Here is a 22605-nt window from a genome sequence, read left to right on the forward strand (position 1 = left end):
CGGGCTCCTTAGGCGCCCGCGTGCTCGGAGATGAGCGCGCGGGCCGCGTCGAGGTCGTCGGGGGTCTTGAGCGCGAGCGTCTTCACACCGGGCAGTGCCCGCTTGGCCAGCCCGGTGAGGGTGCCGCCGGGGCTCAGCTCGACCAGCGCGGTGACGCCGAGCTCCTGGAAGGTCTCCATGCACAGGTCCCAGCGGACCGGGTTCGCGACCTGGCCGACCAGGCGGGCGATGACCTCGGTGCCGGTGGCGACCGTGTGGCCGTCGGCGTTGGACACGTACCGCACGGTCGGGTCGGTGACCGTGAGGTCCCCGACGGCCGCGCGCAGCTTCTCCACGGCCGGGGCCATGTGGTGCGTGTGGAACGCGCCGGCCACCTTGAGTGCGACGATCCGGCGTACGCCCTCGGGCTTGTCGGCCTCCAGGGCGGCGATCTGGGCCGCGGTGCCGGCGGCGACGATCTGGCCGCCCCCGTTGACGTTGGCGGGGGTCAGGCCGAGCTTCTCCAGGTGCGGGACCGTCACGGCGGGGTCGCCGCCGAGCAGGGCCGCCATACCGGTCTCGGTGACCGCGGCGGCCTGGGCCATGCCGAGCCCCCGGGTCCGGACGAAGCGGAGCGCGGCTTCGTCGTCGATGACACCGGCGATCGCGGCGGCGGTGATCTCACCGACGCTGTGACCCGCGACGACGTCGGGGGAGGGGGCGTCCAGGGCCGCGGCCGAGAGCAGGCCGGCGGCGACCAGGAGCGGCTGGGCGACGGCCGTGTCGCGGATCTCGTCCGCGTCGGCCTGCGTGCCGTAGTGGGCTAGGTCGAGCCCGATGGCGTCGGACCACGCCGCGATGCGGTCGGCGGCACCGGGGAGGTCGAGCCAGGGAGTCAGGAAGCCGGGCGTCTGAGCGCCTTGGCCGGGAGCGACGAGTACGAGCACCCTCACACTCTCTCTTGTGGACGGCTCGGTACGCCCGTGGGGACAGGGACGAAGAACCGTCAGGGGAATTGTTGAAGTCCGACAAAAGTCTAGGACTGAGGATCCGCCGCGGCCAAGCGCCCCAGGATGAGAGCGATTCGGAGGGTGAACGCGGAGCGCACATCGGAGGGTGACCACCCGGTGACGTCGGTCACACGTCGTAGCCGGTAGCGCACGGTGTTGGGGTGGACGAAAAGCATTCGTGCGGCCCCCTCCAGACTGCTCGCCTGCTCCAGATAGACACTCAGCGTTTCCAGCAGCGCCGAACCGGCTTCCTCCAGCGGTCTGTAGATCTCCTCCACCAACTGGTCCCGCGCGGCAGGGTCCCCGGCCATCGCGCGCTCGGGCAGGAGATCGTCCGCCAGCACCGGGCGCGGCGCGTCCTGCCACGCCAGGCAGGCCTTCAGCCCGGCCGCCGCGGCCTGCGCGGACCGGGTGGCCGCCAGCAGGTCCGGCACGACGGGCCCGGCGACGACCGGCCCGGCCGCGTACGGCCCGATCAGGCCCTTCGCGACCTGGAGCGGGTTGTCGCTGCCGCCCGCGATGACGACGAGCCGGTTGCCGAGGACTCCGGTGAGGACCTGGAGCTTCGCGTGCCGGGCGGCCCGCCGGATCGCCTCCACGGTGAGCTCGCTGTCCCCGTCGGGGGCGGTGCCGAGGATGACGCAGACATGCTCGGGCGAGTTCCAGCCGAGCGCGGCGGCCCGGGACACGGCCCCTTCGTCGGCCTCCCCGGACAGCACCGCGTTGACGACCAACGACTCCAGCCGCGCGTCCCACGCCCCCCGGGCCTCGGCGGCCTGGGCGTAGACCTGGGCGGTGGCGAAGGCGATCTCCCGCGCGTAGACGAGCAGCGCCTCCCGCAGCACGGACTCGTCGCCCGGCGCGGCCACCTCCTCGATCGCGGCCTCCATGACCTCGATCGTCGTCCGCACCATCTCGACGGTCTGTCGCAGCGTGATCGCCCGGGTCAGCTCGCGCGGGGCGGTGCCGAACACATCGGTCGAGATGGCCTGCGGGGTCTCGGGATGCCGGAACCACTCGGTGAACGCCGCGATACCGGCCTGGGCGACCAGGCCGATCCAGGACCGGTTCTCCGGGGGCATGGCCCGGTACCACGGCAGCGATTCGTCCATGCGGGCAATCGCGTTCGCGGCCAGCCGGCCGGAGGACTGCTCCAGCCGTTTCAGGGTCGCGGCATGCAGGTGGGCGTCGTGGGCGGCGGAATGCTCAGGATCGGGTCGGGGCACGAGGACAAGACTGCCTTATCGGGCCGGTGGATCGGTGGGGCGGGGCGAGGGTCTCGCCTACTGGTCGGTACGGGGGTGGCTGCCCGGTGACCGCCGCTCCCGGAAAGGGAGCCACCGGGCTACCGTGGCCAGGTGATTTCCGTACACCGGTCCGAGGACCGCTACCGGGGCGGCGAGCCGGACGCCGGTATCGAGACCCGGCACGCCCTCTCCTTCGGCCCCTTCTACGACCCCGACAACCTCCGCTTCGGCCCGATCCTGGCCTGCAACGAGGAGCGCCTGGCAGCGGGCGCGGGATTCGACGAGCACCCGCACAGCCATACGGAGATCGTCACCTGGGTGGTCGAGGGCGAGCTGACCCACCGCGACTCGGCCGGCCACTCCACCGTCGTACGGGCCGGGGACGTCGCCCACCTGAGCGCCGCCGCCGGAGTCCGCCACGTCGAACGCAACGACGGTGAGCGGCCGTTGACCTTCCTCCAGATGTGGCTGGCCCCCCTGGAGTCCGGCGGCGAACCCGCGTACACGGTCGTCCCCGGCATCGCCGACTCCACCCCGTACGCCCTGCCGCAGGCCGGCGCGATGCTGCACGTGCGCCGCCTGACGGAGGGCGAGCGCACGGCGCTGCCGGACGCGGCTCGCCTGTACGTGCATGTGGTACGAGGCCGAGTCGCCCTGCACGGTGAGGAGTTGGGCCCCGGTGACGCGGCCCGGATCACGGACGCGGAGGGGCTGGAGGCCGCCGCGGTGGCTGGGGCGGCGGAGCTGCTGGTGTGGGAGCTGCGCTGACGGGGTTCGGTGCCGGGGCGGGTCAGAGGGCGGAAAGCCTCGTCCGCTCGTCCGCCAGCCTGTCCAGGTCGCGCATCGCCTGGCCGTGCGCGCTCATCCGCCGGCTCACCAGGCCGGTCGTGAACAGGGCCGTACCCACGAGGGACACGGGCACGGAGAGCCCCAGAACGGTCAGCGCCCCGGGAGGGGCCTCGACCGAATGGCTCGTCAGAAGCAGAACCGCGCACCACCCCCACAACAGGGCGGCCAGGACCAGGAGTCCGGCCCCCCAGTCGCGTATGCGGCGGGACTGCTCCCGGAATTCGAGGTCGTACGCCACTGATCGCATGGCGCACGAATCTAGCAAGCCCGCACGCGGTCGGCGGCGGCCCGATCAGCGACCTGTGTCGGTGCCAGGCGGCAGGATGTCCCCCGTGACCACCACCCTTGTCGAGATACACGTGCCGATGCTGCCGACGCCGGACCTGCCGGACGGCTCCTCCCCGTACCCCTGGATCGATCAGGTCGAGGATTTCCTGGTCGACCTTGAGGACGAGGGCGGTGTGGAAGTCCATGACGAGGGCGAGGAATACGGGGACGCCTACGTCTTCTTCGTCACCGGAGCCGCTGACGAAGAACTCTTGGCGGTGGCTTCGCGGGTGGCCACACTGCCCGGGGTGCCCGCAGGCGCGTTCGCGGTCGTCAGCGATGATGAGGCCGAGGAGTTCGGGCGGGGACGACGGGTGGCGCTTCCGTTGCCCGGGGTGTGACCGGAGCGGGATGGGGGGGCGAACGGTGAAGCTGTCCGATGTGCTGATCATCATCGGCGTTCTGGGCGTGGCCGCGGGGCTGGCCGCCCTGCTCGGGGACGGCTGGGCGAGCCAGGCGCTGCTGCCGCTCGCCGGGGGAGGGGTTGCCGTGTTCGTCGGGGAAAGGATCAAGGACCGGCGGAAGCGGCACGGCGGGGGCACGGCTCGCCGCCCCAGGTGGAAGGTCCGGCCGTGACCAGGAAACGGTCGGTCGTCGAGTCGCCGGTATATCTCGTGCTGATGGGTATCTACGGTCTCTGGACAGCGGCGAGTTCGGGGTCTCCGGTCTACCTCAGGGTGCTCGGAGGGGTGTTCGGAACGTTCTGCGTGGTGGCGCTGGCCGTCGATTTCGTCAAGGAGCGGCGGCGGAAGCGGGCGGCCGCCGACCTCTGAAAGCAGCAGCGGCGGTACGGGGGCGGCTCGCCTCCGTACCGCCGCTGCGGCCGCGTCGGTGCGAACGCGCCTCAGCGCAGCCCGTCCACGAACGCCTGCCAGGCGGGGGAGCCGATGGTGATGGCGGGGCCGGTGGGGTTCTTGCTGACCGTGTCGGGGTTGGCCGTCATGTGGCCGGAGATGAGGTCCTCGGTGTAGACGATGTCGGGGTTGTCATCGAAGCGCATGGCGGTGAACGAGCCAGCCAGGCTCGCGTGTTCACCGGCCTCGAAGGGCAGCACCTGAATCCGCATCCAGCCCGGCTGCCGACCGGGAGGGCGTGCGGGTGGAGGTCGCGGACAGCAGCCCGAAGATCCCGCTCGCGATCAAGCGCGACGAACTCGACGACGGCAGGCGGGGGCTGATTCTGGTCAATGCCGTCACCGACGACCGGGGCGTGATCAAGCGCTGGGACGGCACGGGGGAGGCCGTGTGGTTCGAGTGCGTCGACCGGAGGAAGTCGACGGGTGCCCGCGCCCGCTTCAGCTCGCGACCTCCGACAGGACCGCGTCCGTGAACGGGGTCCAGGCCTCGGCGGCCCACGGGCCGAAGGCCCGGTCGGTCAGTGCCACGCAGGCGACCCCGGCCACCGGGTCGATCCACAGGAACGTGCCCGACTGGCCGAAGTGGCCGAAGGTCGCCGGGGAGGAGGAAGCGCCCGTCCAGTGCGGGGACTTGGAGTCGCGGATCTCGAAGCCGAGGCCCCAGTCGTTCGGGCTCTGGTGGCCGTAGCCCGGCAGGACGCCCTTGAGGCCCGGGTGGACGACGCTCTGGGCTTCGAGGACCGTACGGGGGTCGAGGAGGCGGGGGGCCTGGACCTCGGCGGCGAAGCGGACCAGGTCGTCCACGGTGGAGACGCCGTCGCGGGCGGGGGAGCCGTCCAGGCTCGTGGACGTCATGGCCAGCGGCTCCAGGACGGCCTGGCGCAGGTACTCCGCGAACGGGATGCCGGACGCCTTGGCGATGTGGTCGCCCAGCACCTCGAAGCCCGCGTTGGAGTAGAGGCGGCGGTTGCCGGGCGGGGCCGTCACCCGGTGCTCGTCGAAGGCGAGGCCGCTGGTGTGGGCCAGGAGGTGGCGGACCGTGGAGCCCTCGGGCCCGGCCGGTTCGTCCAGCTCCACGGCCCCCTCCTCGTACGCCACCAGCGCCGCGTAGGCCGCGAGCGGCTTGGTGACCGAGGCGAGGGGGAAGCGGTGGTCGGTCGGGCCGTGCGTACCGAGGACGGTGCCGTCCGCCCGTACGACGGCGGCCGCCGCGGTCGGGACGGGCCAGGTGTCGATGATCCGCAAGCTCTCCATGGGACCGAGCCTAACGTTCGCGGAACCGGCCCCGTCACCGCGTCCGAAAGGTGACGAAGTCACCAACTCCCGCCCCCTCGGCCGACTACCGTGCGGAGGCAAGGCGCTGCGCACCGCAGCCGTACGAGGAGGTTCTCGTGTCCACTGTGTCATCGGCCTACGGCCCCCAGTACGCTCCCGCCGGCGATGTGGGCGCGGCGCTCATGCTGATCGACTCCCGGCTCCGGAGCATCCACGCGGGCACCACGGAGACCGACGCCGAACAGCGGGCGATGATGGCGCAGTTCACCGAGTCGCTGGGCCCCGGCGGGGCCGAGGACGTGCTGGACGGCGTCTGCACGCTGATCTACATGTACATGACGTGGCTGCGGAAGGCCCACGAGGACCACGACAAGGACGTCATCGAGTACGTGGTCCCGACCCTGGTCGCTTCGATGCGCATGATGCCCAAGAGTATCCGCCCCGAGGCCGTCCCCACCATGGCGGGCCTGGTCATCGCCGCAGGCACCGGCCTGAGCCCCAGCCTCTGGCGCAAGCAGTACGGGGACTGGACGCGGGCGGAGATGACGCCCCTGGAGGCCACCGCCTTCCTGCTCGCGGAGCACATCAACCGCATCGCCGACGACCCGAACTTCGCCACCCGGGTGATCACCGACGCGCTGACCCGTGCGGAGGACGAACTCTGAGCCCCCTTCCCGCTGATCCCTCCCGCTGTTCCTGCCGCTGTTTCCTCCCGCTGTTTCCTGCCTACTTTGCTTGCTTCGAGTGCACTCCAAGGATTTAGCGTGGAGGGCATGACGGTGATCGACGGAACCTCCCGGAGCACCCCCGCGACCGGCGCACCACCACGGGCGCAGCCCTCCTCGGGGGTGAACGCCTGCACGGCTCTCCCCAAGCCGCACCCCCGGCCCGAGGGCAAGGACAGCTACACGATCAGTGAGGTCGTCGCCTTCACCGGGCTCACCGCGCACACGTTGCGCTGGTACGAACGGATCGGGCTCATGCCCCACGTCGACCGCTCGCACACCGGCCAGCGCCGCTTCTCCAACCGCGACCTGGACTGGCTGGTCTTCGTCGGCAAGCTGCGGTTGACCGGCATGCCCGTCGCCGACATGGTGCGGTACGCGGAGCTGCTGCGCGAGGGCGAGTCCACCTTCGAGGCGCGCCAGGAGCTGCTGGAGTCGACCCGCCGCGATGTGATCACGCGGATCGCGGAGCTCCACGACACCCTCGCCGTCCTCGACCACAAGATCGAGTTCTACGCGGGCGCCCGCACGGCGCCGGAGAGGCACAGCGCCTGATGACCGACAACGACAGGAACACCATCGCCACCGCCGTCGTGCTGGGCGGCGAGGCCGGCCCGACGGTCGGCGTCCAAGGGCTCGGCTGCATGGGCATGAGCGAGTTCTACGGGGACACCGACGAGCTCTCCGCCCGGGACACCCTCGACGCCGCGCTGGAGGCGGGCGTCACGCTCTTCGACACCGCCGACGTCTACGGGCGCGGGGCCAACGAGGAGTTCCTCGCCCCCTTCTTCGGCGCCCACCGCGACGAGATCACGCTCGCCACCAAGTACGCCCTGGTGCGCTCCGACGACCCCGGCCACCGGGGTGTGAGCAACGACCCCGCCTATATCCGGACCGCCGTCGAGGCGAGCCTGCGCCGGCTGAACACCGACGTCATCGACCTCTACTACATGCACCGCCACGACCCGGCCGTCCCGTTCGCCGAATCGGTCGGCGCGATGGCGGAGCTGATCCAGCAGGGCAAGATCAAGCAGATCGGGCTGAGCGAGGTCACCGGCCCCGAACTGCGCGCCGCGCACGCCGTCCACCCGATCGCCGCCCTCCAGTCGGAGTGGTCCCTCTTCAGCCGGGACGTGGAGAAGAGCGCACTCGGTGCGGCGGTGGAGCTCGGCGTCACGCTCGTGCCGTACTCGCCGCTCGGCCGGGGCTTCCTCGCCGGCTCCTTCACCGATGCGGGCAAGGACCTGGGCGAGGGCGACTTCCGCAAGCACCAGCCCCGTTTCACCGGCGACAACGCCCGCACCAACGCGGCCCTGCTGGAGCCGGTCCACAAGATCGCCGCCGCTCACGGGGTGACGGCCGCGCAGGTGGCCCTCGCCTGGGTGCAGCAGCGGGCGCAGGTGCACGGCCTGACGGTGGTCCCGATCCCCGGCACCCGCAAGCGCAGCCGCCTCCTGGAGAACGTCGCGGCCACCCACCTGACGCTGACACCCGAGGAGCTCGCTCTCCTGGAGCCGATCGCGGGCCAGGTGGCGGGCGACCGCTACCCGGACATGAGCCTGACCTCGGCGGCGCGGGAGTAGGTTCGGCGGGGGCCGATGGCTCACTACGTGGTCATCAAGTGGTTCATGAAGTTCATCACGGCCAAGGGCCCGGGCCCCCCTCACGCCAGCCCCAGCGCGAACACCGCGAACCCCGCCGCCAGCACCCCCGCCAGCGCGCGGCGGGCGTTCGCGGCGCGGGTGCCCGCCTTCCACGGGGCGTCGAAGCGGCGGGTGTACCGGGCTATCAGCGCCAGCAGCCCCGCGAACACCGGCAGCCACACGATCCGGGCCAGCACCCAGCCCACCGTGTCCGGCCCGGTCGTCAGCCCCGCCACCGCCGCCGTACCCCCGTCCAGCAGCGAGGCCGGTACGGCGGCGGCCAGCATCGCGCTCTGGTGCCAGCACAGGATGGTCATCGCCGACAGGTTGACCACCACGACCGGCGCCCACAGCAGCGGCCTGCGCAACGCCCGCCCCAGCCGGTCCCTCACCAGGATCGCCGCCCCGCTCTGCGCCGCCGCCAGCGCCACCACCAGCAGCGACGGCGGGTGCGAGTTGGTCCGCACCTCACCGGGCACGCCCACCATCGACGCCGGGTAATGGAACGCCAGCAGCAGCACGGCGAAGAGCACCCCGCCCCCGACGAGCAGCAGCCGCGCACCCCGCTTCCCTATCCGCCCCTCGCCCCACGAGACGCCGAGCTGATAGGCGAAGAGCCACCCCGGCAGGATGTTCAGCACGCTCAGCCAGGACGGCATCCCCTCGGCGAAGGGCCCGTACCGCAGGAAGTCCACCACCGCGACCGACCCCAGCAGCGGCAGCGCCGCCCACCCGCCGAGCCTGCGCGCGAGGCGGACACAGAGCGGGGTGAGCGCGGTGACCACCGTGTACACCCCGACGAACCAGAGCGGCTGGATCACCAGCGTCGACCCCGTACGCAGGGTGTCGCCCGGGACGCCCAGCCAGGACAGCGCGGCCAGCAGCACCGCCCACACGGCGGTCACCCCGAGCACCGGCCGGCCGAGCCGGACCAGCCGCCCGCGCAGCCAGGCGGCCGTGGTCGAGGGACGGCGGTGGTAGGAGAGGACCGAGGCGTACCCGCCGACCAGGAAGAAGATCCCCAGCATCTGGAGCACCCAGCTGAGCGGTGCGAAGGCCCCGAACGTCGAGAGCGGGCTCGCGTTGTGCAGCCCGTCCGCGTCGAGCCGGAACCCGCCGAGCATCCAGTGCCCGAGCGGCACGGCGAGCAGCGCGAGGGCCCGCAGGCCGTCGATGGCCCGGTCCCGGTGGGCGGGGGTGGCGGCCTCGACGCGGGCGGCGAGCCGGTGCGTACGGGTACGGGTGTTCATCGGGCCGCTCCTTCCTCGGTGGCGGCTCCCCGTGCGATCGCCGCGAAGGCCCGCAGCGAGTCCGTGCCCGGGGCGAAGTAGCCGGTGTGGCCCCGGGCGTCGCCGGCCGGTATGCGGCGGGCCCCGAACGCCGGGTCCGTGGGGTCGGGCCCGTGGCCGAGCCCCGCGAACCGCACACTCGGCACGTCGTCGATCCAGTCGCTCGGGTCCTTCGCCGCCCACACCGTCGCCCGGGTCCGCAGCCCGTCCACGTCGTCGGCCCGCATCCCGGGGGAGCCGAGGACCACCAGGTCGGTCGCGGACAGGCGGTGGGCGGCGAGGCCGCAGACGACGGAGCCGTAGCTGTGGCAGAAGACGGCGGGCTCGGGCAGCCCGTCGGCGGTCAGCCCCTCCACGAACCGGGTCAGCCGCCCGGCGCCGGCCTCCGCGAGCCGCCCGGTCGCGGCGTCGACGCCCACGCCCACGGGGGTGGTGTACCCGGTCCAGGCGATGACGGCGGTGCCCGGACCGGCCTCCGTGTGCAGGGACTTGGCCATACCGGCGGGTGTCCCGTACACATCGTTCGCCCGGTCGAAGGTCCCGGCGTCGTTGTCCGAGCCGGGCACCACCACCGAGACCCGGTGCGCCGAGCGCAGGTCCCCGAAGACCTCGGCGACCTGGCCGCGCCCTCGCGGGTCGAACGCGAGGATCTGGCGGCCCGGCGCGGCGAGCGAGCGGTAGCGGGGGTCCTCGGCGGTGGCGAGGGAGAGGGCGTTGGCGCGGTAGCGCAGCTCAAGCGGGGCGCCGTCGAGATTGCCGACGACGGACGGGTGCCGAACGAGGAGCAGTTGGCGCTCCCGCTCGCTCAACCCGTCGAAGAAGGCGACAACTTCGGCGGGGTCCGCGCGCTCCGGATCGGGCAGCTCCGCCCCCAGCACCCGGTCCGCCCGCCACGACGTGGTGCCCGACGGCGGCCCGGTCAGCGCCTGCTGCGCATCCCCCGAGACCCAGCCCGCCGTCCCCGTCACCACGCTCGTAGCCAGTGCGAACGCGACCACGGTCCTCGCGTATCGGCGCATCGTGCCCTCCCTCTCCGCTGCCGCACCGAGCGGCGCGAACGTGAGGAAGGTAGGAAGAAGATGGGTGAGGGGGCGTCACACCGGGGGGCCAACTGCGAAGTGCTACTGGGGTAGGGGGTGGCGGAGACGGCTCCGTGCGAGGGGACGGCTCCGTACGACGAGGCGACTCCGTACGACGAGGCGACTCCGTACGACGAGGCGACTCCGTACGAGGAGGAGTCAGGCCCCCGCGTCCCCCGGCGTCACCAGCCCCGACTCGTACGCGAAGATCACCGCCTGCGCCCGGTCCCGCAGGTCCAGCTTGGCCAGCACCCGGCCGATGTGCGTCTTCACGGTCTGCTCGGCCAGCACCAGACGCCCCGCGATCTCCTGGTTCGACAGCCCCCGGGCGATCAGCTCCAGCACCTCCGTCTCGCGCGGAGTCAGCCCGTTCAGCCGCAGCGCCTGGCCGCCGCGCGTCGCCCCCGACGGCCGCTGCGCCGCGAAGTCCGCGATCAGCCGCCGCGTCACCGAGGGCGCCAGCAGCGCGTCGCCCGCCGCCACCACCCGTACCGCCGCGATCAGATCGGCGGGCGGGGCGTCCTTCAGCAGGAACCCGGAGGCCCCGGCACGCAGCGCCTCGTACACATAGTCGTCCACGTCGAAGGTGGTCAGCATCAGCACCTTCGGCCGGTGCACCACCCCGATCGGCGGGTTCAACAGCTCGCGGGCGGCGGCCAGTCCGTCCATCTCCGGCATCCGCACGTCCATCAGGACCACATCCGGGTGCTGGTGGCGGCTGACCTCCACGCCCTGCCGGCCGTCCGCCGCCTCGCCGACCACGTCGATATCGCTCTGCGCCGCCAGCAGCGCCGCGAACCCCGCCCGCACCATGGCCTGGTCGTCGACGATGATCACGCGGATGGTCACAGATCCTCCGGAGGCAGGGGCGTCGGCGGTGCGGCGGGCGGGGGAGCGGACGGCGCGGCGGTCGAGGGCAGCGGCATCCGGGCCGCGACCCGGAACCCGCCGTCGGGCAGCGGACCGGTGTCCAGCGTGCCGCCGGTCAACCGTACGCGCTCGCGCATCCCGACCAGCCCGTGCCCCGTCCCGCTCGTCTCCAACGGCGAAGCACGGGTGGCGGCGCGCTCGTTGACGACGAGCACGAGGAGGTGGCCGCGCTCCGGCGCGACGAGGACCCGGGTGCGAGCCCCGGGCGCGTGCCGCACGACATTGGCCAGGGCCTCCTGCACGATCCGGTACGCCGACAGGGCCACCGCCGGGGGCACCTCGCCCCGCCCTGAGGTCAGCTCCTTGCTGAGCGCCAGCTCCGCCGGCAGCCCCGCCCGCACGGTCGCCTCCACCAACTGCTGGAGCCGGTCCAGGCCGGGCTGCGGCGCCCGGTCGCCCTCGGCCCCCTCGCTGCGCAGCACCGACAGCAGCCGCCGCATCTCGCCCAGCGACTCCCGCGCCGCCGCCGCGATCGCCGTGAACTCCTCCTCGGCGGCCTTCGGCAGCCCGCTGATCCGGTACGGGGCGGAGTCCGCCTGCACGGTGATCACCGACATGTGATGGGCGACCACGTCGTGCAGCTCCCGCGCGATCCGGGTCCGCTCCTCCAGCAGCGTGCGCTGCGCCCGCTCGGCCTCGCTGATCGTCTCCTGCTCGGCGAGCCGGCGCTGTGCGACGCCCCGTTCCCGTACCGCCCCGCCGATCACCAGCACCACCCCGCCGAGGATCGTCAGCAGCAGGGCACTGCCGCTGCTGCGGTCCGGGGCGATCAGGTGCAGGACGGCTCCGGCGGCGCCCGTCACCGCCCAGACGGCGATCACGGTCCGCCGCGTCTCGCGCAGCCCGAGCGCCAGCAGCAGGAAGAGGTAGGCGACGATCACCGGCGGGGTCCACGGCCAGACGTCGTGCGGATCGGCGGGCTGCGCCAGCAGCACCAACGCGCCCAGGATGTCGGCGGGGAAGACGATCCACCACGCCTGGAGGGGCCGGTGGGCCAGCATCAGCAGCGGCGCCGCCTGGGCCACGCCGAGCGCCCCCGCGAGCGCGCCGGGCACGCCGTACTGCGTGGTCAGGTTGGTGATGGTGACCGGGATGAACGTCGCGGCCAGCGCGAGGACCACGACGTACGGAAGCAGCCGCTGCCACCGCTTCGGGGCGTGGGCCAGCAACGGCGTGGACGGATGGGACGCGTGGGACAGTCCGTGGGCGAGCTCGCGCAGATTGCGGCGGGCGGCGCTCAGCAGGCCGTCGGCGGGCGGCTGGGGCCCGGTGGGGGAAGTGGACATGACCGGGCCAGCCTAGGAGGACGACCGCCGCCGGGGCGTCATACCGGGGACTTGACCGCCCCCGGCCCGCCTCATACCGGGGTACGGGGTGGCGGGGCCGCACTCCGGGACGTACGGGGTGGCAGGGCTGGTCTCCGGTGCGTACGAGGCCTCACAGCTCCGCCAGCAGCTGTGCCTTCTTCGCGCTGTACTCGTCGTCCGTCACCAGTCCCGCCTGATGGAGTTCGCCGAGGTGATGGATCCGCTCGGCGATGTCCGCGGGGTCGCGCCGCCCGGCGTTCACCAGGACCGGGGCCGGGACGGCCGGCGCGCTCTGGGTGCTGCGTACGGATTCCAGTACGGCGGCGGCGAAGGGCAGCGACTCGTGCACCGGCCCGTAGCCGAGGCCGAAAAGGACCGCCGCCGGATCCTGGTCCGCCGGGGCACGGTTCACGGTGGCCGGGGCGCCGTCCACGGCTATGCCCGCCGCCTCAAGACCAGGGCTGACGGGCCGGTGGAGGTCGCCGAGGCTGCCGCCGGTGCGGTGGTCCGCCGGGACGGCCGCACGGGGCACCAGACGGAGATAGCCGTCGAGGCCCTCGGGGGAGCGCCACTCGATTCCGGCCAGTTCGCTCACCCGGTACGTCTGGTCACCGGCCTTCCACTTCGCGCTGGAGGCCCCCGTCCAGAACCACCGGAAGGAGATCCGCTCCCCGTCGAAGGCGGCCCGTCCGTCGTACGCCTTGAACTGCATCGGCGCCTCGGGGGCGGCCACCAGGAAACGGTCGGCGGGCTCGTCGGACGCGGGGCCCAGACAGGACCGCAGCTCGTCCGCGTAATACTCCGCGAGCAGCTCCCGGTCCGCCGGAAGCACCAGGCGGTAGGGGTCGCACCCCTCCTTCAGCTGCCCCGCGGCAGCCTCCAGGAGCGGGTCCGCACCCGGTCTCGGCACGACACGCAGCACCACCGTGTCCCGCTTGCCCGGGGTCAGCGTCACCGACGACAGCGCAGCATGCGGGATGCGGCGCTCCCGCAGGCTCTGCAGGAGCTTCGGCGTGCGGATACCCCGTTCGAAGCGGATGAGCACGGAGTCGGCGTCGAACTCCCAGGTGGCATGAATTCCGGCCAGCACATCACCCATGTGCCTCATCGTATGCGGCACAGGCTCGCACGTCCCCCCTCGGCGTAAGTCGCAATTAATCGGCTTGTCACGCGGCTCTACGCGCGTCAGCCTTCCCGGTCACCGGAAATACCACTGTGGCAAGCGCCATCGGCGGTTGCGCAGCTGACCGACCCGTAGGCGCCGACGCCGATCGCGGCGAAGTTGCCGAGGCTCTCGGTGCCGGGTTCGAAGTAGCCGCTGTGGCCGGCGGCGCCGGCCGCCGAGACCAGCCGGGCCCCGAAGGCCGGGTCGACCGGGTCCGCGCCGTGCCCGATGCCGCCGAACTCCAGGTGCGGCACGTCCTGAATCCAGTCGTCCCGGTCCCGCATCGCCCAGATCCGGGCGTCGGTGTCGAGCCGCGCGGCGCTTTCGGCCCGCATACCGGGGGATCCGGCGACCGCGATGTCGGCCACCCGGTCGGGAGCCTTGTCGGCGGCCACCCCGCACACCACGGAGCCGTAGCTGTGGCAGAACAGCGAGACCGTGGACGTGCCGGGCAACGCCCCCACCAGCGCGTTCAGCCGCAGGGCACCCTCCGTCGCGAGTCCGCCGAGCGCCGCGTCCATGCCGAGACCGGCCGGGGCGGTGTAGTCGGCCCAGGCGATGACGGCGGTACGGGTCCCGGGGGAGGCCGCGCGCTCCGCCCCGTACAGGGACTTCGCCATGCCGACGGGCGCGGAGTTGACGCGGTGGCTCCGCTCCAGGGTGAGGAGGTTGGTGTCGACGCCCGGGACGACCACGGAGACCCGGGAGGCCCGGTCGAGATCGCCGAACACCTCGGCGGCACGGCCGCGCCCGGACGGGTCGAAGGCCAGGATCTGGCGGTCCTTCGCGAGCATCGACCGGAAGCGGGCCGCCCGCCGGGCCGCCTCGCTGCGGCCGCCCTCCGCGAGCGTCTCGTCGTACGTACGCCGCTTCTCTACGGCCACCGCCTGCTTCAGGGCCAGCCGGTTGGCGTGGTAGCGCAGGGTGACCGGGACGCCGTTCAGGTTCCCCACGACCGTGGGGTACTTGTCGGCGAGCGACATCTGCTGCCCCGAGGTGAGCGTGGCGAAGAAGTGGGCCATCCGGAAGGCGGGCGCCCCGGCCTCCGGCAGCGGACGTCCCGCTATCCGGTCCCGCGCCCAGGAGGCGAGGGCCAGCTCACGCTCCCCGTCGGCCTGGTGATCCCGTACGGCGGACCAGCCCGTCGTCGCCAGCATCACGAACACGACCGCTACGGCGAGCAGCGCGCGCCATGCGGTCAGGGTGGGGGAGGAGTCGAAAGAAGTCACTGCGCCACACCCTAGGAGACGTGCGCGTACGACCGTGATTCAGGTGAGGTACATCACCCGGCTGCGAAGGATTCAACCGAACTTCTTCACGGACGGTCACGGCCGACCGCTGGCACTGTGGTCGCCGCCGTCCATCTGCGGGCCGTGGTCACACCGCCTGCCGCCAGTCCCCCGCCAGCGCCGGGACGAGCTGGTCCAGATACTCCTCGGTGAGGTCGCGCAGCGCCTCGACGCTCGAATCGTGGCCCTGGCCCCACAGCTGGCCGGTCACCCGCATCACTCCGGAGAACGCGGCGACGGCCACCCGGGGCCGCGGGTCCCGCTCCACGTCGAGCCCCTCGCGCTCCGCGATCAGCTGGGCGATCTGGTTCTCCAGGGCGATCCCGCGCCGCATATGGGCGGCGAGCAGGGAGGGGGTCGATTCGATCATCTGGTACGTGCGCATATGGAGGTCGACCGTGATGACCTCCTCGATCGCCTCACCGATGCTGTTCCAGGCGCAGAGCACCGCCCGGCGCATCGCCTCGAACGGGGCCTCGCCGGCGGGGCGGTCGCGCAGCTCCGCGATGAAGCGGGACTCGACCATCTCCTGTACCGCGAACGTGATGTCCTCCTTGCTCGCGAAGTAGCGGAAGAAGGTGCGCTGGGAGACGTCGACCGCCTCGACGATCTCGTCGACGGTGGTGCGTTCGTACCCCTGGGTGGTGAAGAGTTCGAGGGCGGCGCGCAACAGGGCGTCGCGGGTGCGCTGCTTCTTGCGCTCACGCAGTCCGGGCCGGGTCGCGGCTCTCTGCCCATGGGTCACGTACCAGTCCTCTTTTCCCTCGTTTGTCCAGGTCAGCTTACCTGTGAGCTACGCGACAGCTACTGTCTCGTGAATGCGTTTGTCAACTGTCAGCGGCTGTCACTAGTCTCCGCGTATGACTAGTCAGACCACCGTCGAGAAGGCGCCGCGGGAACCGGAAGACGGCCCCGTACCCGCCGCGGCCAAGGGGCTTCGCGGCCACCCCTGGCTGACCCTGTTCGCCGTCGCCATCGGCGTGATGATGGTCGCGCTCGACGGCACGATCGTCGCCATCGCGAACCCCGCGATCCAGAAGGACCTCGGTGCCACGCTCGCCGACGTCCAGTGGATCACCAACGGCTATCTGCTCGCCCTGGCCGTCGCCCTGATCACCGCGGGCAAGCTCGGTGACCGCTTCGGCCACCGCCAGACCTTCCTCATCGGCATCGCGGGCTTCGCGGCCTCCTCCGCCGCGATCGGCTTCTCCAAGGAGATCGGCCTGGTCGTCCTCTTCCGCGTGCTCCAGGGCCTCTTCGGCGCCCTGCTGATGCCCGCCGCGCTCGGCCTCCTGCGGGCCACCTTCCCCGCCGAGAAGCTCAACATGGCCATCGGCATCTGGGGCATGGTCATCGGGGCGTCCACCGCAGGCGGCCCCATCGTCGGCGGTCTGCTCGTCGAGCACGTCAGCTGGCAGTCGGTCTTCTTCATCAACGTGCCGGTCGGCATCGTCGCGCTCGTCTTCGGCCTGGTGATCCTCAAGGACCACCGCGCCGCCAACGCGCCGCGCTCCTTCGACATCCTGGGCATCGTGCTGCTCTCGGGCGCGATGTTCTCCCTCATCTGGGGCATCATCAAGGCCGGTGAGTCCTGGGGCTGGGGCGGCGCCTGGACCTGGTTCTTCCTCGGCCTCGCGATCGCCCTCTTCCTGGCCTTCGGCCTCTGGCAGACGCGGGTACGCGAGCCGCTCGTCCCGCTGGCGATGTTCCGCTCCATCCCGTTGACGGCCGGCGCCATCCTCATGGTGCTGATGGCGTTCGCCTTCATGGGCGGCCTCTTCTTCGTGACGTTCTTCCTCCAGGGCGTTCACGGCCTCAGCCCGGTCGACAGCGGTCTCCACCTGCTGCCGCTGACCGCCATGATGATCGTCTCCTCGCCGGTCGCCGGACTGCTGATCACCAAGTTCGGCCCCCGGGTGCCGCTGGTCGGCGGCATGGTCTGCACGGCCACCGCCATGTTCGGCATGACGACGCTCAGCGAGTCCACCGGCACCTTCGCCATGTCCCTCTGGTTCGCCCTGCTCGGCTGCGGGCTCGCCCCGGTCATGGTCGGCGCCACCGAGGTCATCGTCGGCAACGCGCCCCTGGAGCTCTCCGGCGTGGCCGGCGGCCTCCAGCAGGCCGCCATGCAGGTCGGTGGCGCCCTCGGCACCGCCGTCCTCGGCGCGGTCATGTCCTCCAAGGTCAGCTCGGAGTTCGCCGGCAACTGGACGGACGCGGGCCTGCCCGGCACGCCCGACCCGAAGCTGGAGGAGGCCGCCGAGTTCGGCATGGTCCCGGTGGACGCCCTCTCCAAGGCTCCCGGCATGACGCCGGACGTCATCGACACCATCGGCGGCGTCATCCACGACACGTTCATGTCCGGCATGGGCCTGGCCTTCACCGTCGCGGGCGTCGTCGCCGTCGTCGCGGCCGGTGTCGCCACCCTCACCAAGCGCGGCGCGAACGCCGAGGCGGGCGCCGGAGTCGGCCACATCTAGGCCCCGCCCCCGAAGAACGCGTCAACACAGCGCACACCACAGCCCCGCCGAATCCTTTCGGCGGGGCTGTCGCCTATCAGGGTGGCGTGGGCCGTCCGCCTCTTCCCCGGGCGCTTCCGCGCTGGTCAGGGTGGTCAGGACAGCGCCGCGCCACGACAGGGCGCGGCGCACGACCACGGGGGTTGATCCACCATGCGTACGACCACGCGCACGACCACGCGTACGAACCGCACGACCGTTCTCGCCGCAGGACTGGCCGTCACCGCACTCACCGCACTCATCCCGCAGGCGCTCGCCCAGGACCGGTCCCCGGTGCGCGCGCAGCCTGCCTCCGACGTCCGGCTCGGCACCTGCGAGGCGGGCCGGCTCTGCCTCTGGAAGAAGCCCGACTTCACCGGCGCCCGGCAGACGTACGAACTCTCCACCGTCGACATCGAGAGCTGCACCCCGCTCCCCAAGGGCGGCGACGCCCAGTCCCTCGCCAACCGCACCGGCCGGCCCGTCACCACCTACCAGTCCGCCGAATGCCAGGAGACGGGCGAGTTCGAGACGTACCCGGGTGGCGGGACCTGGCTGCCCCGCTCCCCGTACCAGGTACGGGCGTTCAAGATCTGGGAGAACTAGCGTCCGCGACCGGACACGCCGAAGGGCGGCGACGCACGCGCGTCGCCGCCCCTCGGGCCCCTACAGCAGCTCTACGGCTACGCGTCGCCGCCCGCCGCGCCCGGATCGGCCGCGGCCACGTCCAGGAGGTCGTAGCGGTCCAGCGCCGTCTTCAGGGCCGACCGGTCGATCTTCCCCTCCTTCGCGAGCTCGGTGAGCACCGCGAGGACGATCGACTGCGCGTCGATGTGGAAGAACCGGCGCGCCGCACCACGGGTGTCGGCGAAGCCGAAGCCGTCCGCGCCCAGCGACTGGTAGGTGCCGGGCACCCAGCGCGCGATCTGGTCCGGCACCGAACGCATCCAGTCCGAGACCGCCACGAACGGGCCCTCGGCCCCTTCGAGCTTCTTCGTCACGTACGGGACGCGCTGCTCCTCCTCCGGGTGGAGCAGGTTGTACCGCTCCACGTCCACGGCCTCGCGCCGCAGCTCGTTCCAGGAGGTGGCCGACCAGACGTCCGCCTTGACGTTCCACTCCTCGGCGAGGATCTTCTGCGCCTCGACGGCCCACGGGACCGCCACACCGGACGCCAGGATCTGCGCCGGGATCTCGCCCGCCTCGCCCTGCTTGAAGCGGTAGACACCCTTGAGGATGCCGTCCACGTCGACGTTCTCCGGCTCGGCCGGGTGCTGGATCGGCTCGTTGTAGACGGTGAGGTAGTAGAAGACGTCCTCGTTGGCTTCGCCGTACATCCGGCGCAGCCCGTCCTGCATGATGTGCGCGATCTCGTACCCGAAGGCCGGGTCGTAGGCGACACAGCCCGGGTTGGTCGAGGCGAGCAGCTGCGAGTGGCCGTCCGCGTGCTGGAGGCCCTCACCGGTCAGCGTCGTACGCCCGGCGGTCGCACCCAGCACGAAACCGCGCGAGAGCTGGTCGGCCATCTGCCAGAACTGGTCACCGGTGCGCTGGAACCCGAACATCGAATAGAAGACGTACACCGGGATCAGCGGCTCGCCGTGCGTCGCGTACGCCGAACCGGCGGCGATCAGCGAGGCCGTACAGCCCGCCTCGGAGATGCCGTCGTGCAGCATCTGGCCCGTCGGCGACTCCTTGTACGCGAGCAGCAGATCGCGGTCGACCGCCTCGTACTGCTGGCCCAGCGGGTTGTAGATCTTCGCACTCGGGAAGAACGCGTCCATGCCGAACGTGCGGTACTCATCGGGCGCGATCAGCACGAAACGCTTGCCGATCTCCTTGTCCCGCATGAGGTCCTTCAGGATGCGGACGAACGCCATGGTGGTGGCGATCGACTGCGTACCCGAACCCTTCTTCGCAGCCGCGTACGTCTTGTCCTCGGGCTGCGGCAGGGGCTTCGCGCGCACCACCCGGGTCGGCACATAGCCGCCCAGACTGTTGCGGCGGTCGTGCATGTACTGGATCTCCTCCGAGTCGCGGCCCGGGTGGTAGTAGGGCGGGTAGCCCTCGTCCAGCTGCTTGTCGGTGATCGGGATGTGCAGCCGGTCGCGGAACCGCTTGAGGTCCTCGACCGTGAGCTTCTTCATCTGGTGGGTCGCGTTGCGGCCCTCGAAGTTCGGCCCCAGCGTCCAGCCCTTGACCGTCTGCGCGAGGATCACGGTCGGCTGGCCCTTGTGGGCCTTGGCCGCCGCGTAGGCCGCGTAGACCTTCCGGTGGTCGTGCCCGCCGCGCCCCAGGTGCAGGATCTGGTGGTCGGTCATGTCCTTGACCATGTCGCGCAGCCGCGGGTCGTCACCGAAGAAGTGCTCGCGGATGTACGAGCCGGTCTCGGTGGCGTACGTCTGGAACTGGCCGTCCGGCGTGGTGTTCAGCTTGTTGACCAGGATGCCCGTGCGGTCCTGCGCCAGCAGCGGGTCCCAGGAGCGGTCCCAGACCAGCTTGATGACGTTCCAGCCGGCGCCCCGGAACTGCGACTCCAGCTCCTGGATGATCTTGCCGTTGCCGCGCACCGGGCCGTCGAGCCGCTGGAGGTTGCAGTTGACGACGAAGGTCAGGTTGTCCAGGCCCTCGCGGGCGGCGATGGAGAGCTGGCCCAGCGACTCGGGCTCGTCCATCTCGCCGTCGCCCAGATAGGCCCACACGTGCGACTTGGAGGTGTCGGCGATGCCGCGCGCCTCCATGTAGCGGTTCATCCGCGCCTGGTAGATCGCGCCGAGCGGGCCGAGGCCCATCGAGACGGTCGGGAACTCCCAGAAGTCCGGCATCAGCCGTGGGTGCGGGTAGCTGGACAGGCCGTTCGGGGCCTTCGACTTCTCCTGGCGGAAGGCGTCGAGCTGGGCCTCGCTCAGCCGGTCGAGGAGGAACGCGCGGGCGTAGATCCCCGGGGACGCGTGCCCCTGGAAGAAGATCTGGTCGCCGCCGTCGCCCTGGTCCTTGCCGCGGAAGAAGTGGTTGAAGCCCACGTCGTACAGCGAGGCGGAGGAGGCGAAGGTGGCGATGTGGCCGCCGACACCGATCCCGGGACGCTGCGCCCGCGAGACCATCACGGCCGCGTTCCAGCGGGTCGCGTTCAGGACCTTGCGCTCGATCTCCTCGTCGCCGGGGAAGAACGGCTCGTCCTTCGTGGCGATCGTGTTCACGTAGTCCGTGCTGCGCATCTCCGGCACGGCGACACGCTTCTCCCGCGCGCGCTCGATGAGGCGGAGCATCAGGTAGCGGGCCCGCTCACGGCCTCGCTCGTCGACGGCGGCGTCGAGGGAGTCGAGCCATTCCTGGGTCTCCTCCGGATCAAAATCCGGGACCTGGCTCGGAAGGCCGCCAATGATGATCGGGTTGCGATCGGATCCGGAAGCCACACTGTTCCTTCGCTGTTCGGTGGTGCTCTGCGGGGTCTGTTACGGGGAACGTACCCCCGGGTCAACTGCGTGTGCGCCGCCTCCATCGTGCTACCGCGAGGGCCCGAACGTCATCTCTACCGTGGGGTAACCCCGAGGTTCCGAAATTTCTCCGGCGGGGCACGAGTATGGGCAGTACGCGGCGGGGTACGGGCAAACCGCAACCTTACGCCCAACCCGTCCAAGCGTTCCCAAAGGCCGTTCGAATCCGATTGGCGGAGCGAAACGGCATAAGCTGAGGAAGGACGTAAACGGATGGGGTGACCTTGCGGAGCCCCGGAAGGACCGGCCCAGGCCCCGGAGAGACATGCCGGAGCTTGCGGTGACGTGGCAGGGAACGTCACCGTTTAGGCGGTCTCGCACGCCGGGTACTTGCGCGATTCGCCGGGCCCGTGTGGACTACGGCCTACGCCCCGCGCACGCGCGTGGCTGCAGCATTTTCCGAAGACATGATCAGGAGGCATCCCGTGAGCGCGACCGCGGACCACGCGGAGGAGCGGACCAACCCGGCAGCACGCCTGGGGTTCGAGCCCGGACAAGTGGTCCAGGAGATCGGCTACGACGACGACGTCGAGCTGGAGCTCCGTGAGGGCATTGAGGCCACTACCGGCCAGGAACTCGTCGACGAGGAGTACGACGACGTCGCAGACGTCGTCCTGCTCTGGTTCCGCGACGAGGACGGCGACCTTACGGACGCGCTGGTGGATGCCATTGGTCTGCTCGAGGACGGCGGTACGGTCTGGCTGATGACGCCGAAGACCGGCCGTGACGGATACGTCGAACCGAGCGACATCAATGAGGCTGCCCAGACGGCCGGTCTCGCCCAGACCAAGAGCATCAGCGCGGGCAAGGACTGGACGGGCAGCCGTCTGGCCACCCCCAAGGGGGCCAAGGCCAAGCGCTGAACCACTCGCTGGACCACCCGGGGCCCCCGACGGCGCTGAGCCGCCGTCGGGGGCCTTCGTACGTGCTCCGGCGGCCCGTGCGTAGGGTGGGAGTCACCCGGACGGCCGGACACGTGTGAACGGACACGACGGCCGCGTACGAACGGAAGCCGGGACGTGAGAGACGTGAGAAGCGACGGAAGGGCTGTGTGTTCCATGGCGATCGAGGTCGGTACCGAGGCCCCGGATTTCGAACTCAAGGACAACCACGGCCGGACCGTGCGGCTGGCGGACTTCCGCGGCGAGAAGAACGTGGTGCTGCTCTTCTACCCGTTCGCCTTCACCGGCGTCTGCACGGGTGAGCTGTGCGCGCTCCGCGACGAGCTGCCCCGCTTCGAGAACGATGACACCCAGCTGCTCGCGGTCTCCAACGACTCCATCCACACCCTGCGCGTCTTCGCCGAGCAGGAGGGCCTCGAATACCCGCTGCTCTCCGACTTCTGGCCGCACGGCGAGACCTCGCGGGCGTACGGCGTCTTCGACGAGGACAAGGGCTGCGCGGTGCGCGGCACCTTCATCATCGACAAGGCGGGCACCGTCCGCTGGAGCGTCGTCAACGGCCTGCCGGACGCGCGTGACCTGAACGACTACGTCAAGGCGCTCGAAGCGCTCTGAGACGATCTCCTGGCGGCGCCCGGCCAAAAGCCTGTTTTCGCCGGGAACCGGTCACTAGGATCCAATCGTTGATCCGATGCCAACGAACGACGGGGACGCTGGTGTCTGCCGGCCCCTGAGAAA

The 22605-nt window shown here is 71.3% G+C and carries 24 protein-coding genes and 1 pseudogene; 12 read left to right on the forward strand and 13 right to left on the reverse strand.

Going from position 1 to position 22605, the window contains the following annotated elements; translation table 11 throughout:
* Positions 1-8 precede the first annotated feature (8 nt).
* Complete coding sequence (locus R2B67_RS26535; RefSeq protein WP_317821587.1) at positions 9-926, reverse strand: ACP S-malonyltransferase; 918 nt, start codon at positions 924-926, stop codon at positions 9-11.
* A gap of 89 nt (positions 927-1015) precedes the next feature.
* On the reverse strand, positions 1016-2215 hold the full coding sequence (locus tag R2B67_RS26540) for a PucR family transcriptional regulator (protein WP_015608300.1): 1200 nt from the start codon (positions 2213-2215) through the stop codon (positions 1016-1018).
* 132 nt (positions 2216-2347) lie between these two features.
* Between R2B67_RS26540 and R2B67_RS26545 the strand changes: the two genes are divergently transcribed.
* Positions 2348-3004 carry a pirin family protein gene (locus R2B67_RS26545; protein WP_317821589.1) on the forward strand — a complete coding sequence of 219 codons (657 nt, stop codon included), beginning with the start codon at positions 2348-2350 and terminating at the stop codon, positions 3002-3004.
* Between the two features lie 22 nt (positions 3005-3026).
* On the opposite strand, the gene R2B67_RS26550 is transcribed toward R2B67_RS26545, so the two are convergent.
* Positions 3027-3332 (reverse strand): hypothetical protein, encoded by a 306-nt coding sequence (locus R2B67_RS26550; protein ID WP_317821590.1) that lies wholly within the window; start codon positions 3330-3332, stop codon positions 3027-3029.
* Between the two features lie 76 nt (positions 3333-3408).
* Between R2B67_RS26550 and R2B67_RS26555 the strand changes: the two genes are divergently transcribed.
* From R2B67_RS26555 to R2B67_RS26565, 3 genes are read left to right on the forward strand one after another with little or no spacing between them, the layout of a single operon-like run.
* On the forward strand, positions 3409-3753 hold the full coding sequence (locus R2B67_RS26555) for a hypothetical protein (RefSeq protein ID WP_026241419.1): 345 nt from the start codon (positions 3409-3411) through the stop codon (positions 3751-3753).
* 25 nt (positions 3754-3778) lie between these two features.
* Positions 3779-3988: a hypothetical protein gene (locus R2B67_RS26560; RefSeq protein WP_317821591.1), complete on the forward strand. Its 210-nt coding sequence runs from the start codon at positions 3779-3781 to the stop codon at positions 3986-3988.
* Positions 3985-4185, forward strand: coding sequence for a hypothetical protein (locus R2B67_RS26565; protein ID WP_109977548.1), 201 nt, complete (start codon positions 3985-3987; stop codon positions 4183-4185). The genes R2B67_RS26560 and R2B67_RS26565 overlap by 4 nt, the downstream gene beginning before the upstream one ends.
* Positions 4186-4331: 146 nt before the next feature.
* On the opposite strand, the pseudogene R2B67_RS26570 reads toward R2B67_RS26565, so the two are convergent.
* Positions 4332-4481 (reverse strand): annotated as a pseudogene (locus tag R2B67_RS26570) (Scr1 family TA system antitoxin-like transcriptional regulator); the annotation flags it as partial.
* 23 nt (positions 4482-4504) lie between these two features.
* On the opposite strand from R2B67_RS26570, the gene R2B67_RS26575 reads away from it, so the two are divergent.
* The gene (locus tag R2B67_RS26575; protein ID WP_317821592.1) at positions 4505-4741 is read left to right on the forward strand and encodes an ATP-binding protein; all 237 of its coding nucleotides are present in this window, start codon (positions 4505-4507) and stop codon (positions 4739-4741) included.
* On the opposite strand, the gene R2B67_RS26580 is transcribed toward R2B67_RS26575, so the two are convergent.
* The gene (locus R2B67_RS26580) at positions 4707-5522 is read right to left on the reverse strand and encodes a serine hydrolase domain-containing protein (RefSeq protein ID WP_317821593.1); all 816 of its coding nucleotides are present in this window, start codon (positions 5520-5522) and stop codon (positions 4707-4709) included. The two genes, R2B67_RS26575 and R2B67_RS26580, sit on opposite strands and share 35 nt — an antisense overlap.
* Positions 5523-5668: 146 nt before the next feature.
* On the opposite strand from R2B67_RS26580, the gene R2B67_RS26585 reads away from it, so the two are divergent.
* The 3 genes from R2B67_RS26585 (at position 5669) to R2B67_RS26595 (ending at position 7851) form a co-directional block, all read left to right on the forward strand.
* Positions 5669-6208 (forward strand): hypothetical protein, encoded by a 540-nt coding sequence (locus R2B67_RS26585; RefSeq protein ID WP_317824961.1) that lies wholly within the window; start codon positions 5669-5671, stop codon positions 6206-6208.
* A 108-nt stretch (positions 6209-6316) separates the two neighbouring features.
* Positions 6317-6823: a MerR family transcriptional regulator gene (locus tag R2B67_RS26590; RefSeq protein WP_043184951.1), complete on the forward strand. Its 507-nt coding sequence runs from the start codon at positions 6317-6319 to the stop codon at positions 6821-6823.
* The gene (locus R2B67_RS26595) at positions 6823-7851 is read left to right on the forward strand and encodes an aldo/keto reductase (protein WP_317821594.1); all 1029 of its coding nucleotides are present in this window, start codon (positions 6823-6825) and stop codon (positions 7849-7851) included. Before R2B67_RS26590 ends, R2B67_RS26595 begins: the two co-directional genes overlap by 1 nt.
* Before the next feature lie 80 nt (positions 7852-7931).
* Here the strand turns inward: R2B67_RS26595 and R2B67_RS26600 are convergent, their stop codons facing one another.
* From R2B67_RS26600 to R2B67_RS26630, 7 genes are all read right to left on the reverse strand, one after another.
* Positions 7932-9161: an acyltransferase family protein gene (locus tag R2B67_RS26600; RefSeq protein ID WP_317821596.1), complete on the reverse strand. Its 1230-nt coding sequence runs from the start codon at positions 9159-9161 to the stop codon at positions 7932-7934.
* A complete protein-coding gene (locus tag R2B67_RS26605) occupies positions 9158-10219 on the reverse strand; it encodes an alpha/beta hydrolase (protein WP_317821598.1) in 1062 nt (353 codons plus the stop codon). Before R2B67_RS26605 ends, R2B67_RS26600 begins: the two co-directional genes overlap by 4 nt.
* A gap of 219 nt (positions 10220-10438) precedes the next feature.
* The gene (locus R2B67_RS26610; protein ID WP_018511697.1) at positions 10439-11128 is read right to left on the reverse strand and encodes a response regulator; all 690 of its coding nucleotides are present in this window, start codon (positions 11126-11128) and stop codon (positions 10439-10441) included.
* A complete protein-coding gene (locus R2B67_RS26615; RefSeq protein WP_317821599.1) occupies positions 11125-12495 on the reverse strand; it encodes a sensor histidine kinase in 1371 nt (456 codons plus the stop codon). The genes R2B67_RS26610 and R2B67_RS26615 overlap by 4 nt, the downstream gene beginning before the upstream one ends.
* Positions 12496-12646: 151 nt before the next feature.
* A complete protein-coding gene (locus R2B67_RS26620) occupies positions 12647-13615 on the reverse strand; it encodes a DUF4429 domain-containing protein (RefSeq protein WP_018511699.1) in 969 nt (322 codons plus the stop codon).
* 86 nt (positions 13616-13701) lie between these two features.
* Entirely contained in the window at positions 13702-14910 is a 1209-nt protein-coding gene (locus R2B67_RS26625; RefSeq protein WP_317821600.1) for an alpha/beta hydrolase, read from the reverse strand.
* A 148-nt stretch (positions 14911-15058) separates the two neighbouring features.
* Positions 15059-15715 carry a TetR family transcriptional regulator gene (locus R2B67_RS26630; protein ID WP_018511701.1) on the reverse strand — a complete coding sequence of 219 codons (657 nt, stop codon included), beginning with the start codon at positions 15713-15715 and terminating at the stop codon, positions 15059-15061.
* 115 nt (positions 15716-15830) lie between these two features.
* On the opposite strand from R2B67_RS26630, the gene R2B67_RS26635 reads away from it, so the two are divergent.
* Positions 15831-17450: an MFS transporter gene (locus tag R2B67_RS26635; protein WP_317821602.1), complete on the forward strand. Its 1620-nt coding sequence runs from the start codon at positions 15831-15833 to the stop codon at positions 17448-17450.
* A gap of 192 nt (positions 17451-17642) precedes the next feature.
* Positions 17643-18074, forward strand: coding sequence for a peptidase inhibitor family I36 protein (locus R2B67_RS26640; RefSeq protein ID WP_317821604.1), 432 nt, complete (start codon positions 17643-17645; stop codon positions 18072-18074).
* A 77-nt stretch (positions 18075-18151) separates the two neighbouring features.
* Here R2B67_RS26640 and aceE read toward each other — a convergent pair whose 3' ends face one another.
* The gene (gene aceE, locus R2B67_RS26645; protein ID WP_018511704.1) at positions 18152-20884 is read right to left on the reverse strand and encodes a pyruvate dehydrogenase (acetyl-transferring), homodimeric type; all 2733 of its coding nucleotides are present in this window, start codon (positions 20882-20884) and stop codon (positions 18152-18154) included.
* Positions 20885-21390: 506 nt separating this feature from the next.
* On the opposite strand from aceE, the gene R2B67_RS26650 reads away from it, so the two are divergent.
* Both R2B67_RS26650 and R2B67_RS26655 read left to right on the forward strand, forming a co-directional pair.
* Positions 21391-21828: a DUF3052 domain-containing protein gene (locus R2B67_RS26650; protein WP_018486931.1), complete on the forward strand. Its 438-nt coding sequence runs from the start codon at positions 21391-21393 to the stop codon at positions 21826-21828.
* Between the two features lie 195 nt (positions 21829-22023).
* Complete coding sequence (locus R2B67_RS26655) at positions 22024-22482, forward strand: peroxiredoxin (protein WP_317821607.1); 459 nt, start codon at positions 22024-22026, stop codon at positions 22480-22482.
* Positions 22483-22605 lie beyond the last annotated feature (123 nt).

This window comes from Streptomyces cyaneofuscatus, assembly GCF_033109485.1.
GTDB classification, from domain to species: Bacteria; Actinomycetota; Actinomycetes; order Streptomycetales; family Streptomycetaceae; genus Streptomyces; species Streptomyces cyaneofuscatus.